A 17,623-nucleotide genomic window follows, 5' to 3' on the forward strand; every position below is an offset into this window, starting at 1 on the left:
AAGGGTTGGTGCAGACGTTGACCTATACCGGGGGTTCCCGGCTCCTGCGGGTCACCGATCCGCAGGGCCGGACATTGACCTTCGGCTACTCGGCGGGGCAGCTCACCACGCTGACGGACAACGCCGGGGCGGTCATCACCTTCGGCTACAGCGGCGGCGACCTGGTCAGCGCCACCTATCCGAACACGGCATCGGGCACCGACACCCGCACGTACCACTACAACGAGTCTGGCCAGACCGGCGGCGTATCGCAGCCGCATGTCCTGACCGGGATCACCGACGAGAACGGCAACCGCTACGCCAGCTGGGGATACGACGCGAACCGGCGTGCGGTACTGAGCGTGCACGGCCCCTATGCCACCGGCACCGCCGATCGCACCTCCCTGCAGTTCAACGGCGACGGCTCGGCGACGATCACCGACAGCCTGGGCCAGGTGCGCGACTACACCTTTGCCGCGAGCCAGCGCGTCGCCCGGCTCACCGCGCTCGACGCGCCCTGCGATGGCTGCGCAAACGCGGCCGCGGCGCGGACCTACGACGCCAACGGCTACCCGGCCAGCGTCACGGACTTCGAGGGCAACGTCACCCAGACCACCTACAACACGCGGGGCCTGCTCACCCAGCGCGTGGAGGCGGCCACCGACACCACCGGCAACAAGCGGACGGTGCAGAGCGACTGGCACGCCACGTTCCGGCAGCCGACCGAGCATCGGATCTACGATGCCACCAGCACGCTGGTCGCCAAGGAAACGCTGACCTACAACAGCCGCGGCCAGGTCCTCACGCAGACCCGGACCGATCCGGTCGCCACGACCAGCCGCACCGTCACCCACGCCTATTGCGAAGCCAGCGGCGTCAGTGGCGGCACCTGTCCGTTCGTGGGCCTGCCGATCAGCGTGGACGGGCCGCGCACCGACGTCACCGACCTGACCGGCTACACCTACTACCAGGCCAACCACAGCAGCTGCGCCGCGTCACCGGCCACCTGCCCCTACCGCAAGGGCGACCTGTGGAAGGTCACCGACGCGCTGGGCCGGGTCACCGAGTTTCTTCGCTACGACGGCAACGGACGCCCGTTGTCCATCGCCGACCCCAACGGCGTGGTCACCGACTTCGAGTACCACCCGCGCGGCTGGTTGACCGCGGTGAAGGTCCGCGGCCCCAACAACAGCGTCGAGACCGACGATCGCATCACCCGCACGACGTACTGGCCCAACGGACAGGTGAAGCGGGTCACCCAGCCGGATGGCGCCTACCTGGACTTCACCTACGACGTCGCGCAACGGCTGGTGCGGGTCACGGACAACGACGGCAGCTACATCGCCTACACGCTCGATGCGGCCGGCCATCGCATCGCCGAGGAAACGCGTGATGCGGCCAACACGCTCCGGCGTTCGCTATCGCGGGTCTACAACCTGCTGGGACGGCTGGAGACCACGGCCGATGCGTCCAGCAACCCGACCGACTACGCGCGCGACGGCAATGGCAACCCGACCACGGTCACCGACGCGCTGGGCCGCATCACCAGCCACCAGTACGACCCGCTGAACCGCCTCGCCCGCACGGTGCAGGACGTGGGCGGCATCGCGGCGCAGACCGTGGCCACCTACGATCCGCTGGATCGGATCGTCCAGCTGACCGATCCGAAGGGCCTACAGACGCACTACACCTACAACGCGCTCGGCGACCTGTTGCAGCTCGACAGCCCGGACACGGGCATCGCCACCTACGGCTACGACAGCGGCGGCAACCGCACCGGCCAGACCGACGCGCGCGGCCAGGCCTCGACCTACGGCTATGACGCCTTCAATCGGTTGACCAGCGTGACCTTCACCGGGGCGCCGGCGCTGGGCGTGACCTGGCAGTACGACACCGTGGCCTCGGCCTGCGTCAGCGGCGAGACCTTCGCGCTCGGCCGGCTCACCGGCATCGCGGACGCCAGCGGCAGCACGTCCTACTGCTACGACCGCTTCGGCCAGGTGGCGCGCAAGGTCCAGGTCACCAACGGGCTCACGTTCGTGGTGCGCTACACCTACACCCCGAGCGGCGACCTGCTCACCCTGACCTACCCCGACGGCACCGTCGTCGACTACGGGCGCGATGCACAGGAGCGGATCGCGCAGGTCGGCGTCACCGGCCCGGGCGAGAGCCGCGAAGTGCTGCTGACCGGCGCTACCTATGCGCCGTTTGGCGCAGCGACGGGATGGAGCTACGGCAACGCCCGATACCTGGCTCGCTCCCTCGACCTGGACTATCGGGCCACCTCGATCCTCGATGCCACCTCCGGCGGCCTCGACGCGGGGTTCGCCTACGATGCCGTCGGCAACCTGCAGAAGCTGCATGATGGCGCCTTGGCATCGCCGCCGCGGGCCACCCTGGACTACGACAACCTCAACCGCCTGACCGCGTTCCGTGACGGCCCGACAGGGACGCCGATCGACGCCTACACCTACGACGCCACGGGCAACCGCACCTCGTTCGCCAACGCCGCGGGCACCCAGGCCTACCTGTACGCACCGGGCAGCCATCACCTCGCGTCCATCGACGCCGTCGCCCGCGGCTACGACGCGGCCGGCAACACGACGTCGATCGGCGGCACCGCCAAGACCTTCACCTACGACGCGACCAACCGGTTGAGCGAAGTGAAGGCCAGCAGCGTCACCCTGCGCCAGTACGCCTACAACGGCAACGGAGAGCGGGTCCGCAGCTACCTCGGCAGCTCCAGCACCTACAGCGTCTACGACGAGGCGGGGCGCTGGTTGGGCGACTACGACGGCTCCGGCTCACCGATCCAGCAGGCGGTGTGGATGGACGACCTCCCGGTCGGCCTGCTCGTCGGCGCCTCGCCGGCGGCCGGACGTCTGCACTACATCCAGCCCGATCACCTGGGTACGCCGCGCGTGGTCATCGAGCCGGCCCGGGACGTCGCGGTGTGGGCGTGGGACCTGAAAGGCGAAGCCTTCGGCGACAGCGCCCCGAACGAAGATCCCGACGGGGACAGTGTCGCGTTCACGCTCGACATGCGTTTCCCCGGGCAGCGCCACGACGCCGCGAGCGGCCTCAACTACAACTACTTCCGGGACTACGACGCAACCTCGGGCCGATATGTCCAGTCCGACCCCATCGGTTTGGCGGGGGGCACATCGTCCTATGCCTACGTTGGAGGCGCACCTCTTTCATACGTCGACCCACCCGGCCTGCTGCGCTTCCATCCCTGGGTCAAGCGCCAGTATCCGAACACCGTGAACTACATCAATGCCATGCGAGAACGGATGACGGCGGCGAAGTACGACGGATTCTCCCGCGCCGCGAACATCGGAAGAAAACACTTGGATGAGCTACTGGACCCATGTTCCGGCCCGGTAGTGACACCGGATTGGCTGAAACACGATCACGGAAGCTACAGGAATGGCTCCGGTGAACTCTTTGTGCACCGGAGCTACTTCGATAGATTCGAAGCCGGCGACCGAAGCCCCGAACTACTGGATATTCTCAACCGCACCATTGAGCATGAACTGGTTCATTTTGCAGAATACTTCTGGAACAGAAATAGAAGCACGATCGAAGAAGGCTGGCGTTATGAAAACATTGTCTACGGCACTCCGATCTCGAGGAACTAATGCACGGGCGCTCTTCCTGAGCACCCTCTTCTCGCTATCCGGCATCAGTTGTTCACGCCCGTTGATGGCTCCAATGGAAGGGGTATGCCCACCTCTCGACTTGCTTGAGGCGGTCCAGCGTGATCCAGAGATTAAGCTCTATGCGAGTGGCTTCTTCGAAGAACCGAGGCTGCTGATCTACTGGCGTAACATGCCGACAGAATTGGAGGAATGCAGCAACAGCGGTGATCATCTTCGTTTTGTCAGGCCCTCGAACCCAGGGATTTCGAAAGGCTCCGAATTCATTCTGATCGAACAGATGTACTTCGATGCGGATGCAGCATTCGTCAATGCGTACCTGTACCCCTCCGGCAAAAATATCGATGCGTTCTTGCGGAAGAGAAATGGCCGGTGGCAGGTAACACAAAAATCACTATGGGAGAATTGATGAGGCGAAGCACGGAGGAGCACAACAGCTGCCACTTGGTCGCTCCATGCTCCCCATGACGCAGGAACCGTGAATGCCTAGAATCGGGACGTCGCTGCGAGCCGCGCTCGGGCGACTGATCTCGGCCATCCAGAAGGTTTGGGGCACGGAGCTCGGCGAGCCATACGCCGAGTTCTCTCAGGACGTAATGTCCAGAGCCCATTTACTACTTCAGGCCGGGGACAAGGAGCAGATCGTCAAGACGCTGGATGGCCTGTCCTTGCCTCAGTTTCTTGGTGAGGTTTGGCTTCAAAAACATCCGGAAATCAAACCCTTTGTTGCGTCGGTGGAGGAGTGGTTGAAGAGTGACGGGCAATCCACGGTGGGTACGAATTGAGAGATCCTTCGTGTTCACCGAAGCCATGAGCAGGAGCCGGACACGGGCACTGCCACCTACGACAGCGGCGGCAATCACACCGGCCAGACCGACGCGCGCGGCCAGGCCTCGACCTACGGCTACGACGCCCTCAATTGGTTGACCAGCGTCAGCTTCACCGGGGCGCCGGCGCTGGTCGTGACCTACCAGTACGACACCGTGGCCTCGGCCTGCGTCAGCGGCGAGACCTTCGCGCTCGGCCGGCTCACCGGCATCGCGGACGCCAGCGGCAGCACGTCCTACTGCTACGACCGCTTCGGCCAGGTGGCGCGCAAGGTCCAGGTCACCAACGGGCTCACGTTCGTGGTGCGCTACACCTACACCCCCAGCGGCGACCTGCTCACCCTGACCTACCCCGACGGCACCGTCGTCGACTACGGGCGCGATGCACAGGAGCGGATCGCGCAGGTCGGCGTCACCGGCCCGGGCGAGAGCCGCGAAGTGCTGCTGACCGGCGCTACCTATGCGCCGTTTGGCGCAGCGACGGGATGGAGCTACGGCAACGCCCGATACCTGGCTCGCTCCCTCGACCTGGACTATCGGGCCACCTCGATCCTCGATACCACCTCCGGCGGCCTCGACGCGGGGTTCGCCTACGATGCCGTCGGCAACCTGCAGAAGCTGCATGATGGCGCCTTGGCATCGCCGCCGCGGGCCACCCTGGACTACGACAACCTCAACCGCCTGACCGCGTTCCGTGACGGCCCGACAGGGACGCCGATCGACGCCTACACCTACGACGCCACGGGCAACCGCACCTCGTTCGCCAACGCCGCGGGCACCCAGGCCTACCTGTACGCACCGGGCAGCCATCACCTCGCGTCCATCGACGCCGTCGCCCGCGGCTACGACGCGGCCGGCAACACGACGTCGATCGGCGGCACCGTGAAGACCTTCACCTACGACGCGACCAACCGGTTGAGCGAGGTGAAGGCCAGCAGCGTCACCCTGCGCCAGTACGCCTACAACGGCAACGGAGAGCGGGTCCGCAGCTACCTGGGCAGCTCCAGCACCTACAGCGTCTACGACGAGGCGGGACGCTGGCTGGGCGACTACGACGGCTCCGGCTCACCGATCCAGCAGGCGGTGTGGATGGACGACCTCCCGGTCGGCCTGCTCGTCGGCGCCTCGCCGGCGGCCGGACGTCTGCACTACATCCAGCCCGATCACCTGGGTACGCCGCGCGTGGTCATCGAGCCGGCCCGGGACGTCGCGGTGTGGGCGTGGGACCTGAAAGGCGAAGCCTTCGGCGACAGCGCCCCGAACGAAGATCCCGACGGGGACAGTGTCGCGTTCACGCTCGACATGCGTTTCCCCGGGCAGCGCTATGATGCGGCGAGTGGCCTCAACTACAACTACTTCCGGGACTATGACGCCAGTTCAGGGCGTTACGCGCAATCCGATCCAATCGGGTTGTCAGGTGGACTCACCACCTATGGCTATGCCGCCAGCGCACCGCTTATTCTGACGGATTCCTTTGTTTAGCCAGCTGCTTTTACGCAATAGCTGACAAACGACTCGTTTGCTACCCAGATGTGCCTGGACACGAAATCGTATCCATCCCTGTCGCGCCTGGAAACAATGGCAATGGGAAGCAGTGCAAAGACAATCCGTCATGTACGAGCATACCGAACCGTGGGCCAATCCCCACAGGAAACTGGCTTTGGACCGACGAATGGACATCGAAGCCGAACGGCAGGGCACTCGCACCGGCGCCGGGGACACAAGTTCACGGCCGCGACCTATTCCGCACCCACAGCTGCCTCAATCCATTTGGACCATCCATGGGTCCAACATTCTGCTCGGAGGGCTGCATCACGGGAACTTCGTCAGACATGCAGAGGATCAATAAACTCATTGATGCCGAACCCGGTAGCACGCTACAGGTAAGGGACAACTTCTTCCCGAAGCTTCCACCACGATTCTGGTGACGCCATGAAGAACATGAAACTCCTCCTCGCTCTCCTTACAACTCTTATGATGCCACCATCAGCAGATGCTGAAGATTTCGATGAAAAACTTTCTCTTGACCTAAAGACCGCCGAGCACTCCATTCTCGCCTCACTTATCTCTCATCGCAGCACGAACAGTCGATATTTGTGCACGGAGAACCCCTACGCGTGCTTTGGGGTGGACGGAGCCGAGCTCGGCCTTTCCCTAATCGGCGGAAGTCGTGCTCGACTTGCACCCCAAAAGTCTCGTTGAGCTGACAAGATTTCGATTTGACGCCGGCCTCTCCAGTGACTTTCATTGTTACATCGTTAGTCGCAGACTGGAGCTAACAAGATGGATCGAATCCGCAGATACGGCGAGGCTTTCCAGCCAGTGCCAAGACGAGCTAAAAGCAATCAATGCACGCGCAAGAGGAAAGTACGATGCAGAACCGGATGATATCTGTAGAACTCCGAGCGAGATTGCAATGGAACTACGGGAAATGAAAAAACTAGCGAGCCATAGCGCAGGCTGCGACTGAAAGGGGCTTAACGTCGAAGCCCTACTCCAGGTTCTGCACCTGCTCGCGGATCTGGTCGATCAGCACCTTCAGCTCGACCGCGGCGTTGGAGGTGCGGCTGTCCACCGATTTGGAGCCCAGCGTGTTGGCCTCGCGGTTGAATTCCTGCAGCAGGAAATCCAGGCGCCGGCCGACCGGTTCGCGCTGGCGCAGCACGCGGCGGATCTCGCCGATGTGGCTGCCCAGGCGGTCCAGCTCCTCGTCCACGTCGAGCTTCTGCAGCCACAGCACCAGTTCCTGCTCGGCGCGGCCTGGGTCGACCGGGTGCGGCAGATCAGCCAGGCGCGCGGCCAGCTTGGCACGCTGGCCCTCGCGGATGGCGGGGATCAGTCCGCGCACCTCGCCAGCGATGCGTTCGATGGCGTCCACGCGCTCGCTGATCGCCGCGGTCAGCTTGGCGCCCTCGCGCTCGCGCGCGGCGACGAAGCCGTCGATGGTCTCGTCCAGCAGCGCCAGCGCCTCGGCGTGCAGGGCCGCGGCGTCGACCGCCTCGCCGCGCAGCACGCCCGGGTAGGCCAGCAGTTCGGTGAAGCTGACGCGCATGTTCAGGAAGTGCCCGTGCAGGCGCTGGGCCACCTCGCCCAGCTGCTCGACCAGCGCCTCGTCCACCGACAGCGTGGGCGCCGTCTCCGGCGCGCGCAGGCGCATGACCAGGTCCACCTTGCCGCGGCTGATGCGCGCGGCCACGCGCTCGCGCAGCTGCGGTTCCAGCGCGCGCAGTTCCTCCGGCAGCCGCACCCCCACTTCGAGGAAACGGTGGTTGACCGAGCGCAGCTCGCAGCCGAGGGTGCCCCAGCGCGTGGCGCGTTCGCCGCCGGCATAGGCGGTCATGCTTCGGATCATGTGGATTTCCGGTGCGTTGCAAAGGGCGAATGGTACCCTAGCAACCCTTTTCCCCGGCACACGGCTCATTGCCACGAGGCTGCGCCCGTACCCTCATCCGCCCCCTCCGGGGCGCCTTCTCCCGGTGGGAGAAGGAACCCCATCGCAATCCGGACTTCCCATGACTTTTTCCCGTCCCAGCGGCCGCCAGGCCGACCAGCTGCGCACCGTCACCCTCGAACGCGGCTTCACCCGTCACGCCGAAGGCTCGGTGCTGGTGAGCTTCGGCCATACCCGCGTGCTGTGCACCGCCAGCGTCGAGAACCGCGTGCCGGCGTTCCTGCGCGGCAAGGGCGAAGGCTGGGTCACCGCCGAGTACGGCATGCTGCCGCGCTCCACCCATACCCGCTCCGACCGCGAGGCCGCGCGCGGCAAGCAGGGCGGGCGCACGCTGGAAATCCAGCGCCTGATCGGCCGTACCCTGCGCGCCTGCATCGACCGCAACGCGCTGGGCGAACGCACCATCACCCTGGACTGCGACGTGCTGCAGGCCGACGGCGGCACCCGCACCGCGGCCATCACCGGCGCCTACGTGGCGCTGGTGGACGCGGTGAACACCCTGCTCAAGCGCGGCGAGATCAAGCGCAACCCGGTGTTCGGCGCAGTCGCGGCGGTATCGGTCGGCGTCTACAAGGGCGTGCCGGTGCTGGACCTGGACTACGCCGAGGACAGCGACTGCGACACCGACATGAACGTCGTCATGAACGACGGCGGCGGCTTCATCGAACTGCAGGGCACCGCCGAAGGCCATGCCTTCCGCCGCGACGAACTGGACGCGCTGCTGGCGCTGGCCGAGAAGGGCATCGGCGAACTGTTCGCCGCGCAGCAGGCGGCACTGGCCCAGGCATGAGCCGGCGCATCGCCCTGGTCACGCTGGTGGTGGCTGATTACGACGAGGCCATCGCCTGGTACACCGGCAAGCTCGGTTTCCAGCTGCTGGAGGACGTCGCCCAGGGCGACAAGCGCTGGGTGGTGGTCGGGCCGGCCGACGGCAGCGGCGTCGCCTTGCTGCTGGCCCGTGCCAGCGACGAGAAACAACGCAGCCGCATCGGCAACCAGACCGGCGGCCGGGTCGGCTTCTTCCTGCACACCGATGATTTCCGGCGCGATCACACCGCCATGACCGCACGCGGCGTCGAGTTCCTCGAAGCCCCGCGCGAGGAACCCTATGCCACCGTCGCGGTGTTCCGCGACCTGTACGGCAACACCTGGGACTTGTTGGAGCCCAAGCAATGAAACTGGTCCTGGCCAGCGGCAACGCCGGCAAGCTGAAGGAACTGCAGGCCATGCTGGCCGACCTGCCGCTGCAGATCGTGCCGCAGCGCGAGCTGGGCGTGGACGACGTGCCGGAAACCGGCCTGACCTTCGTCGAGAACGCGCTGATCAAGGCGCGCCACGCCTGCGCGGTCACCGGCCTGCCGGCGCTGGCCGACGATTCGGGCCTGATCGTCGACGCGCTCGACGGCGCGCCCGGCCTGTACAGCGCGCGCTACGCCGGCAGCCCCACCGACGATGCGGCCAACAACGCCAAGCTGCTCGACGCGCTGCGCGAGGTGCCGGCCGAACGCCGCGGCGCGCGTTTCTACGCGGTGATCGTGCTGCTGCGCCATGCCAACGACCCGCAGCCGCTGATCTGCGAAGGCAGCTGGGAAGGCCGCATCATCGATGCGCCGCGCGGCAGCCACGGCTTCGGCTACAACCCGGTGTTCCTGGACGAGGAACTGGGCCTGACCGCGGCGGAGATGCTGCCGGAGCAGAAGAACGCGCGCAGCCATCGCGCCATCGCGCTGCGGTTGCTGCTGCAGCGGCTTTCCCGCCAGCTGGCGCACTGAGCCCCGGCGATGAGCGCGCCTTCCCACGTGCATGACGACACCTGCGGCTGCGACGCGACCGGCACCGTGCAGCTGGTCCCGCCGCCGCTGTCGCTGTACGTGCACCTGCCCTGGTGCGTGCGCAAATGCCCGTACTGCGATTTCAACTCGCACGCCGGCAAGGGCGCGCTGCCGTTCGACGCCTACGTGGACGCGCTGATCCGCGATCTCGACCAGGACCTGCCGCTGGTCTGGGGCCGGGTGGTCAACAGCGTGTTCTTCGGTGGCGGCACGCCCAGCCTGTTCCCGCCCGAGGCCATCGACCGCTTCCTGCAGCAGGCCAGCGCGCGGCTGCGGTTCGCGCCGAACCTGGAAGTGACGCTGGAGACCAACCCCGGCACCGCCGAGCACGGCCGCTTCGATCGCTACCGCGCCGCCGGCGTGAACCGCATCAGTTTCGGCATCCAGACCTTCAACGACGACGCGCTCCGGCGCCTGGGCCGCATCCACGACAGCGCCGAGGCCGAACGCGCGGTCAAGCTGGCGCAGGACGCCGGCTACCGCAACTTCAACATCGACCTGATGTACGCGCTGCCGGAGCAGACCCTGGCCCAGGCCGAACATGACCTGGAACGCGCCTTCGCGCTGGATCCCACGCACATCTCGCATTACCAGCTGACCCTGGAGCCGAACACGGTGTTCTTCGCGCGGCCGCCCCAGGGCATTCCCGACGAGGACAGCGCCTGGGACATCCAGGAGCACTGCCAGGCGCTGCTGGCGCAGGCCGGCTACGGCCAGTACGAGGTCAGCGCCTATGCCCACGAAGGCTGGCAGTGCGCGCACAACCTCAATTACTGGCGCTTCGGCGATTACCTGGGCATCGGCGCCGGCGCGCACGGCAAGATCAGTTCCGGCGCGCAGCAGCACGTACTGCGCCGCTGGAAGCACAAGCACCCGCAGACGTTCATGGACAGCGCCGGCACGCCTGCCGCCATCGGCGGCGACGACGTGATCGACGCCGCGCGCCTGCCGTTCGAATACATGCTCAACCTGCTGCGCCTGCACGAAGGTTTCGGCCTGCGCGACTTCGAATCGCGCACCGGCCTGGACCGCGCCGTGCTGCGGCCGGCGCTGGCCACCGCGGTGCAGCGCGGCTGGCTGCTGCACGACGGCGAACGTGTCGTCCCCACCGAACTGGGGCGGCGTTTCACCAACGACGTGGTCGAACTGTTCCTGCCCTGAACAGGGCGCCGCGGCGCGCCACAAGTGGCGGCGCCAGCGTCGAAATGTTAGAAATCGCCCACCCAGGGGGCGCGGAACGCACATCGGATGTCAGGCATCACAGCAACCTCCTCCAGCCAGGCGCTCGCCCGGCTCAACGGCGCGCAGGTTCCCGAGCGCGTGCGCCAGCTGCTCCTGGCCGCGCATGGCATCGCCGCGCAGGTGCTGGCCTCGCCGCTGCAGCTGACGATGGTGCAGCTGGAACGCGAACTGTTCGGCCTGGCCGAGAAGGCGCGCAACAGCCAGGTCCAGGCCGACACCTACGCGCAGATCCGCCAGCTGGGCGTGCACGCGGCCGAGTTCCCCGGCTGGTTCCTGGACGCGCTCGCCGACGATCTGGCGCGGCTGCGCGAACCCGCCGCGCCGGGCGCGGCGCCGGCCGCGGCGATACCGGCGATGACCCTGGTCAACGACACCGACATCGACCGCGACATCGTCCTGCACGAAATGGCGCGGCGCGAGAGCTACCGCGCGCAGTCGCACCTGCAGCTGCTCGGCCAGCGTTTCGGCGTGCTCGCCGCGCAACCGGCGTTCGACGTCGAACGCCTGCCGGTCGGGCCGTACGCGCTGTGCCGGATCCTGCGCGCCTGCGGCGAGCGGCTGGGCCTGAACCTGGAGGCGCAGCAGCAGCTCTACCACGTGTTCGAACGGCAGGCGATGGAACGGCATGTCGAGCTGCTGGATCGCCTGAACATCCTGCTGGCGCGCGAAGGCGTGCTGCCCGGGCTGGTCTACATCCCCTACCTGCCGCGTCCTTCGGGACCGCGCCGCGCCGCGGGCGCGCCGGCGGGTCCCGCGCAGGCGGGCGCCGCGCCCGCCCGCCCGCGCCCCCTTGACCCACTGGCAGGGCCAGGCACCGGCGGCGTCATGGGCCGAAGCCGCGCTGCCGCCGCCAGCGGGAACACCCCTGCCCGCGCCTGCGATGCCGGCCGCGGGCAGCGCGGTGGCCGGCATGGCTTCGCTGCACCAGCTGCTCGACACCGCACGCCAGCTGCTGGCGCAGCACCTGCCGGCCGGTGGCGCCGGCGACGCTGCCCCGGGAGCGCTCGCCGGCGCGGACATGCTGGCCGGACTGGCGGCGCTGGCCGGCCAGCGACTTCCCGCGGCGGGGGCACCGATCCGGGCGCGATGGGCGCGATGGGGGCAATGGCTGCGATGGGCGCGGCGGCACAGCGCGCACGGCGCCCGCTCCTCCCGCGCGCGCCGTTCCCAGCGAGGCGGTGATGGACGTGCTCGCGCGCCTGCAGCCGCAGGGCGCGGCGGCAGGCACGCGCCGCAGCTTCGGCGACCTCCAGAAGGCGCTGCTGTGTCGCAGGTGCGCGCCGAGCACGCACGGCGAAAGCGCCGCGCTCTCGCCGCGCGACAGCAATACGCTCGACCTGCTCGGCATGCTCTACGGCCAGATCCAGCGCGAGGTGCGCGCCGACGGCCCCGCCGCCGACCTGCTCAACCGCCTGCAGGTGCCGCTGGCGCGCGCCGCCGTCGGCGACGAGGCGTTCTTCGTCCGCGACCAGCATCCGGCGCGCGAACTGCTCAACACCGTGGCCGAGTCCGGCGCGGTCTGGCTGGGCGAGGACGACGGCGACCCGGTGCTGCTGCAGAAGCTCGGCGAAGCGGTGGAACGCGTCGTCGCCGAATACCAGGGCGACGAGGCGGTGTTCGCCGCCGCCAACCGCCAGGTGCAGTCGCACCTGCAGGCCGCGGTGCGCAAGGCCGAGGTCACCGAGCGCCGGCAGATCGAGGCCGCGCGCGGCAAGGAACGGCTGGAGGCGGCCAAGCAGCTGGCCGGCCGCACCATCGGCCAGCTGTGCCGCGCGGCCGAACCGCCCAAGTTCGTGCAGACCCTGCTGCACGAAGCCTGGAGCGACGTGCTGACCCTGACCCTGCTGCGCCAGGGCGAGGATTCGGAGGAATGGCGCCAGCGCCAGGAGGCCACGCGCCGCATCGGCCAGATCACCGCCAGCGCCGAGGGCGCGGCCGATCCGGCGCTGTGCGCGCAGATCGAGGAATCGCTGCTGCAGGTCGGCTACCACGAGGACGAGGCCGGCGCGATCGCCCGCCGCCTGTCCACGCCCGGCGGCGAGGACGAGATCACCTCGCGTACCGAACTGGCCGCCCGGCTGAAGGCCCGCGCCCGGCTCGGCGGCGGCGCCGGCAAGGACGGCCAGGATCTGCAGGCGCCACCGCAGCCCGAGCGCACGCCGGCCGAGGAAGGCTTCTACCGCCAGCTGCGCACGCTGCCGTTCGGCACCTGGTTCGAATTCACCACCAACCAGCAGGGCGACACCCGACGCCTGCGCCTGTCCTGGTACAGCCTGGTCACCGACCACGCCCTGTTCGTCAACCAGCGCGGGCAGAAGGTGGCCGAACATTCGCTCGACGCGCTGGCGCGGCTGATGGCGTGCGGCCAGCTGCGCGTCGTCACCGAGGACCGCGGGCGCCTGATCGACCGCGCCTGGCAGGCCACCGTGCGCGCCCTGCGCTCGCTCGCCGGCGGCCACGCCGCTCCGGAGTCCGCATGATCCCCGAAACCCGACGCGCCCCCCGCCTGCAGGTACCGGCCCTGGTGCCGGTCACCGACACGATGACCGCCAGCGTGGTCGGCCGGCTCGGCAACGTATCCGAAACCGGCATGCTGCTGATCGCTTCCGAACCGCTCAACGAGGACGCGCTCTACCAGCTGCGTTTCCCGGTCCCCGACGGCCGCGGCGGCGAGCAGCCGATCGACGTCGGCGTGCACCTGCTGTGGCGCGAAGCCGCGCAGGCGCCGGGCCACTTCTGGGCCGGCTTCCGTTTCCTCACCCTGGAAAAAGGCCACCGCGAACGCCTGCGGCAGTGGATCGAATCCAGCCTTCCGGCATCCTGAGCGACGGAACCGGCACAGCGGCGCGGCGCCGATTGCGGCAGAATCGTGGCTCGATTCCAGTCTTGCCGCGAGCCCCACGATGAACCTGCCCGATCCCGGCGCCCTGTATTCCGACCACCTGGCCGTGCTCGCCCGCCGCGCCGACGAAGCCCTGGCCCGCGGCGGCTTCGACCACCTGGTCGTGCCCAGCGGCCGCCTGCATTACCAGCTGTTCGACGACCGCGACTATCCCTACGCGGTCAACCCGCAGTTCAAGACCTGGCTGCCGCTCACCCGCCTGCCCGACAGCTGGCTGGTGTACACGCCCGGCCGCCGCCCGCAGCTGGTCTACCACCAGCCGCACGACTACTGGCACGCGGTGCCGGCCGCGCCCAGCGGCTGGTGGGTCGGGCATTTCGACGTCCACGTCATCCGCACGCCGGAAGAAGCGCTGGCGCTGCTGCCGAAGGACCCGGCGCGCTGCGCCATCCTCGGCGAGCCGCAGAGCGCGCTGGGCCAGGCGTCTGGCAGGCAGTTCGTGCCCAACAACCCGCAGCCGGTCATCGACTACCTGGAATACCAGCGCGCGTTCAAGACGCCCTACGAGATCGCGCTGATGCGCCAGGCGCAGGTGCACGCGGTGCGCGGCCACCGCGCCGCCGAGGCCGCGTTCCGCGCCGGCGCCAGCGAGTTCGCCATCCACATGGCCTACTGCAGTGCCGTGGGCCAGGACACCAACGAGTTGCCCTACGGGAACATCATCGCGCTCAACGAGCACGCGGCGGTGCTGCACTACACCGACCTCGGCCACGCCGCGCCGCAGCCGGCGCGCAGCTTCCTGATCGACGCCGGCGCCTCCGCGTACGGCTACGCCAGCGACATCACCCGCACCCATGCCGCCACCGGCCACGAGGAGTTCCAGGCGCTGATCGACGCGGTGGACGCCGTGCAGCAGACACTGTGCGCGGCGGTGCGCGGCGGCTTCGACTACAAACAGCTGCACGTCGATGCGCACCTGGCGCTGATGGGCATCCTCAAGGACTTCGGCGTCATCACCGTCTCGCCGGAAGCGGCGCTGGCCAGCGGCGTCAGCGCGGCGTTCTTCCCGCACGGCATCGGCCACCTGATCGGCGCGCAGGTGCACGACGTGGCGGGCTTCGCCGCCAGCGACCGCGGCGGCCGCATCGAACGCCCGGCCGGCCATCCCTACCTGCGCATGACCCGCGTGCTGGAACCGGGCATGGTGGTGACCATCGAACCTGGCCTGTACTTCATCGACATGCTGCTGGACGAGGTGAAGCAGGCCGGCAACGCCGCCAGCGTGAACTGGGAACGCGTGGACTTCTTCCGCCCCTACGGCGGCATCCGCATCGAGGACGAAGTGCTGTGCACCGATGGCGAGGCCGACAACCTCACCCGCCCGGTGTTCGCGGTGTAATCCGGGCCGTGCCTGCGGCTCGCCCGGCGCAGGAGCGGCTTCAGCCGCGATTACCCCTGGCTTGATGGAGCGGAAGCCAGCAGCGTGAAACCGGACTGCGTGGATTTTTTCCATCCCTGCGGCGGCGCCCGCATCGAGGAAGAAGTGCTGCGCACCGACGGCGAGGCGACAACCTCGCCCACCGGCGTTCGCGGCCTGGGCCCATCGTTCGTAGATGCGGGGCTTGCCCCGCATGCCCTCGCGGTGAGGCTCCGTACCGGGCAAGCCCGGTACCTACGGGGCGTAGATGTGGGGCTTGCCCCGCATGCTCTCGCGGTGAAGCTCCGTACCGGGCAAGCCCGGTACCTACGGCCCCGCATGCCCCTCTGTGCGCTCCTGCAGATGCGTCATTCGCGGCCGATGCCCAGCAGCCACAGGTAGCTCGCCGCCGACCAGCTGAAGTTGCGTGCCTGGTAGCCCTTGCCGGTGGTCGGGTCGTAGTTTTCGTACATCGGCGCCTGCGCGGCCAGGCCGTCAGCGACCAGCAGCAGGCGCGCGCTCAGCGCGTCGGCCTCGGCCACATGGCCGTAACGGCGCAGCGCCTCGACGCCGAAACGCGCCTGGTCCAGCCACAGCGGCCCGCGCCAATACCCCTTGATCGGCGAGAAGCGCGCATCGTCCGCCGCCAGGGTCGGCAGCGGCATCGGCGTGGCGAATCGCTCCGGGTCGAGCATGGTCGCGATCACCGCCTTCGCCTGCGTCTCGCTGGCCAGGCCCGCCCACAACGGCGTCCAGCCCTCGGCGCCGAATACGCCGATGCGCGCGCCCGTGCCCAGGCGCACATCGAAGAACCAGCCGGCGTCAGCATCGAAGAAACGGGTGCCGATGCGCTGCTTCATCGCCTCGGCCTCGCGCCGCCATGCATCGCGTTCGGCGGTCCTGCCGAGGATGCCGGCCAGTTCGGCCAGATCGCGTTTCTCGCGGTAGAGATAGGCGTTGAGATCCACCGACTCCTGGTCCAGCGACCACGCGCCCTCGCCGTTGGCCAGCATCTTCGCCTCGTCGAAGCGCACCGCGTTGTCCATGCCGCTTTCCCATGCCGCGGCGATGCGGGTGCCGTCGGTGGCGCCGAATTCGGCCAGTCCGTTGCGGTCGTGGTCGCGCTCGGCGAACCACCAGCGGTGGTAGCGCACCAGCCGGTCGTACATCTCGGCGACGAAGGCCGCATCGCCGGTGGCGCGGTGGATTTCCAGCGCCGCCCAGGCCGCGAGCGGCGGCTTGGTGTTGCGCCAGTTGTTCTCCTTCGCGTCCAGGTAGACGCTGTCGGCGACCATGCCATTGGCGGCCTGGAAATCGAACATCGCGCGCATCTGGTCGCGCGCCAGGTCCGGCGCGAACCACGCCAGCGCCGCGGCATGCTTCCACGAATCCCAGGCCCAGAAGCCGTTGAAGTAGTCGGCCGAGTACGACGGGATGACGCCGTCGTGGCGCAGGTCGCCGCGGGCCGAGCGCCAGTTGCCGATCAGGGTCTGGACCGCCTTGACCGCGATGCGGCGCGCGGTCGAGTCATCCACGCCCTCGACGTGCGCGGCGGCGGTCGCCCGCAGGTAGCCCTCCCAGCGCGCGCGGTTGTGCCGCCACAGCGCCGGCTCATCGGCAAGGCGCGGCACGGTACCGCCCGCTTCGGGCGACAGGGACTGCTCCAGCACCAGCGCCAGCGGCTGCAATCGCAGCGGCACGGCCGTGGCGAAACGATAGCCCTGCCGTTCCTGCCGCGGCCGCATCTCTCCGCCCGTGGCGTACAGCCGGGTCAGCAGCGTTTCGCCGCTGCCGGCGAAGGTCTGCAGCAGCGCATCGCCCCGCAGCGCGAGAGCATCGCCCGGCGCCGGCATCGACTCGCCTTCCACGGCGACATCCAGCCTGCGCGCGGTGGATGCCTCCAGTTCGATGCGCACCAGCGCGCGCCGTGCATCGGCGAAGTACAGCACCTGCCGCAGGCGCACGCCGTCGCCCTCGAAACGCCGCTCCAGGCAACCGGGCAGGCTGTGGCTGGCGACCTCGCGCAGCGCGAGCGGCGTGCTGCTGGCGGCGTCCTTCAGTTCCACCCTCGCCATCCGCCGCCCGACCCAGCGGCCGGCGCCGAGGCTGTGCACGAACGGCCCGGAGAAGCCGCTGCCGGCATCGCCCGCCGCCGGCAGGCTGTAGCCGTGCCAGGCGCCGGCGTCGAAGAACACGTTGAAGCTGCGATCGGCGGCGTTGGCCGGCGTGCCGTGCAGGTCGAGCACGTCGGCGTAGGGATCGGCATGGGAAGAGGCGGCCGCGGCGTGCGAGGCGAAGGCCAGCATTGCGGCGAGCAGCAGGCGCAGGGGGAAATTCACTGACATCCGGTTCTCCGTAAATCCGTGACCGTGCA

General features: G+C 68.3%; 16 protein-coding genes. 14 read left to right on the forward strand and 2 right to left on the reverse strand.

The genetic code is table 11. From position 1 onward, the window contains the following. The first annotated feature begins 17 nt into the window (after positions 1 to 17). The 6 genes from ABTV91_RS16145 to ABTV91_RS16170 all read left to right on the forward strand — a co-directional run bounded on the left by ABTV91_RS16145 (position 18) and on the right by ABTV91_RS16170 (position 6,935). Complete coding sequence (locus ABTV91_RS16145) at positions 18 to 3,620, forward strand: RHS repeat-associated core domain-containing protein (RefSeq protein WP_433852330.1); 3,603 nt, start codon at positions 18 to 20, stop codon at positions 3,618 to 3,620. 73 nt (positions 3,621 to 3,693) lie between these two features. Next, a complete protein-coding gene (locus ABTV91_RS16150) occupies positions 3,694 to 4,047 on the forward strand; it encodes a hypothetical protein (RefSeq protein ID WP_433852331.1) in 354 nt (117 codons plus the stop codon). 73 nt (positions 4,048 to 4,120) lie between these two features. Further along, entirely contained in the window at positions 4,121 to 4,423 is a 303-nt protein-coding gene (locus ABTV91_RS16155) for a hypothetical protein (protein WP_433852332.1), read from the forward strand. A gap of 138 nt (positions 4,424 to 4,561) precedes the next feature. Continuing rightward, complete coding sequence (locus ABTV91_RS16160) at positions 4,562 to 5,947, forward strand: RHS repeat-associated core domain-containing protein (protein ID WP_433852333.1); 1,386 nt, start codon at positions 4,562 to 4,564, stop codon at positions 5,945 to 5,947. A gap of 495 nt (positions 5,948 to 6,442) precedes the next feature. Next, entirely contained in the window at positions 6,443 to 6,667 is a 225-nt protein-coding gene (locus ABTV91_RS16165; RefSeq protein WP_433854209.1) for an Imm57 family immunity protein, read from the forward strand. Continuing rightward, complete coding sequence (locus ABTV91_RS16170) at positions 6,636 to 6,935, forward strand: Imm57 family immunity protein (protein ID WP_433852334.1); 300 nt, start codon at positions 6,636 to 6,638, stop codon at positions 6,933 to 6,935. The genes ABTV91_RS16165 and ABTV91_RS16170 overlap by 32 nt, the downstream gene beginning before the upstream one ends. Before the next feature lie 21 nt (positions 6,936 to 6,956). On the opposite strand, the gene ABTV91_RS16175 is transcribed toward ABTV91_RS16170, so the two are convergent. Continuing rightward, the gene (locus ABTV91_RS16175) at positions 6,957 to 7,817 is read right to left on the reverse strand and encodes a YicC/YloC family endoribonuclease (RefSeq protein WP_433852335.1); all 861 of its coding nucleotides are present in this window, start codon (positions 7,815 to 7,817) and stop codon (positions 6,957 to 6,959) included. 160 nt (positions 7,818 to 7,977) lie between these two features. Between ABTV91_RS16175 and rph the strand changes: the two genes are divergently transcribed. The 8 genes from rph (at position 7,978) to pepQ (ending at position 15,231) form a co-directional block, all read left to right on the forward strand. Next, a complete protein-coding gene (gene rph / locus ABTV91_RS16180) occupies positions 7,978 to 8,706 on the forward strand; it encodes a ribonuclease PH (protein WP_433852336.1) in 729 nt (242 codons plus the stop codon). Then, positions 8,703 to 9,092, forward strand: coding sequence for a VOC family protein (locus tag ABTV91_RS16185; RefSeq protein WP_433852337.1), 390 nt, complete (start codon positions 8,703 to 8,705; stop codon positions 9,090 to 9,092). The genes rph and ABTV91_RS16185 overlap by 4 nt, the downstream gene beginning before the upstream one ends. Further along, positions 9,089 to 9,688 carry an RdgB/HAM1 family non-canonical purine NTP pyrophosphatase gene (gene rdgB, locus ABTV91_RS16190; RefSeq protein ID WP_433852338.1) on the forward strand — a complete coding sequence of 200 codons (600 nt, stop codon included), beginning with the start codon at positions 9,089 to 9,091 and terminating at the stop codon, positions 9,686 to 9,688. Before ABTV91_RS16185 ends, rdgB begins: the two co-directional genes overlap by 4 nt. A gap of 9 nt (positions 9,689 to 9,697) precedes the next feature. Continuing rightward, positions 9,698 to 10,909 (forward strand): radical SAM family heme chaperone HemW, encoded by a 1,212-nt coding sequence (gene hemW / locus ABTV91_RS16195; protein ID WP_433852339.1) that lies wholly within the window; start codon positions 9,698 to 9,700, stop codon positions 10,907 to 10,909. Between the two features lie 87 nt (positions 10,910 to 10,996). Next, positions 10,997 to 12,172, forward strand: a complete 1,176-nt coding sequence (locus ABTV91_RS16200) for a DUF1631 family protein (protein WP_433852340.1) — start codon at positions 10,997 to 10,999, stop codon at positions 12,170 to 12,172. Beyond that, positions 12,172 to 13,470: a DUF1631 family protein gene (locus tag ABTV91_RS16205; protein ID WP_433852341.1), complete on the forward strand. Its 1,299-nt coding sequence runs from the start codon at positions 12,172 to 12,174 to the stop codon at positions 13,468 to 13,470. The genes ABTV91_RS16200 and ABTV91_RS16205 overlap by 1 nt, the downstream gene beginning before the upstream one ends. Further along, the gene (locus ABTV91_RS16210; protein WP_433852342.1) at positions 13,467 to 13,814 is read left to right on the forward strand and encodes a PilZ domain-containing protein; all 348 of its coding nucleotides are present in this window, start codon (positions 13,467 to 13,469) and stop codon (positions 13,812 to 13,814) included. Before ABTV91_RS16205 ends, ABTV91_RS16210 begins: the two co-directional genes overlap by 4 nt. A 79-nt stretch (positions 13,815 to 13,893) precedes the next feature. Next, the gene (gene pepQ, locus ABTV91_RS16215; RefSeq protein WP_433852343.1) at positions 13,894 to 15,231 is read left to right on the forward strand and encodes a Xaa-Pro dipeptidase; all 1,338 of its coding nucleotides are present in this window, start codon (positions 13,894 to 13,896) and stop codon (positions 15,229 to 15,231) included. 386 nt (positions 15,232 to 15,617) lie between these two features. Here pepQ and ABTV91_RS16220 read toward each other — a convergent pair whose 3' ends face one another. Beyond that, positions 15,618 to 17,594, reverse strand: a complete 1,977-nt coding sequence (locus ABTV91_RS16220) for an MGH1-like glycoside hydrolase domain-containing protein (protein WP_433852344.1) — start codon at positions 17,592 to 17,594, stop codon at positions 15,618 to 15,620. Between the last annotated feature and the right edge of the window lie 29 nt (positions 17,595 to 17,623).

Source organism: Stenotrophomonas nitritireducens, assembly GCF_050984405.1.
Classification (GTDB): Bacteria; Pseudomonadota; Gammaproteobacteria; order Xanthomonadales; family Xanthomonadaceae; genus Stenotrophomonas; species Stenotrophomonas nitritireducens_B.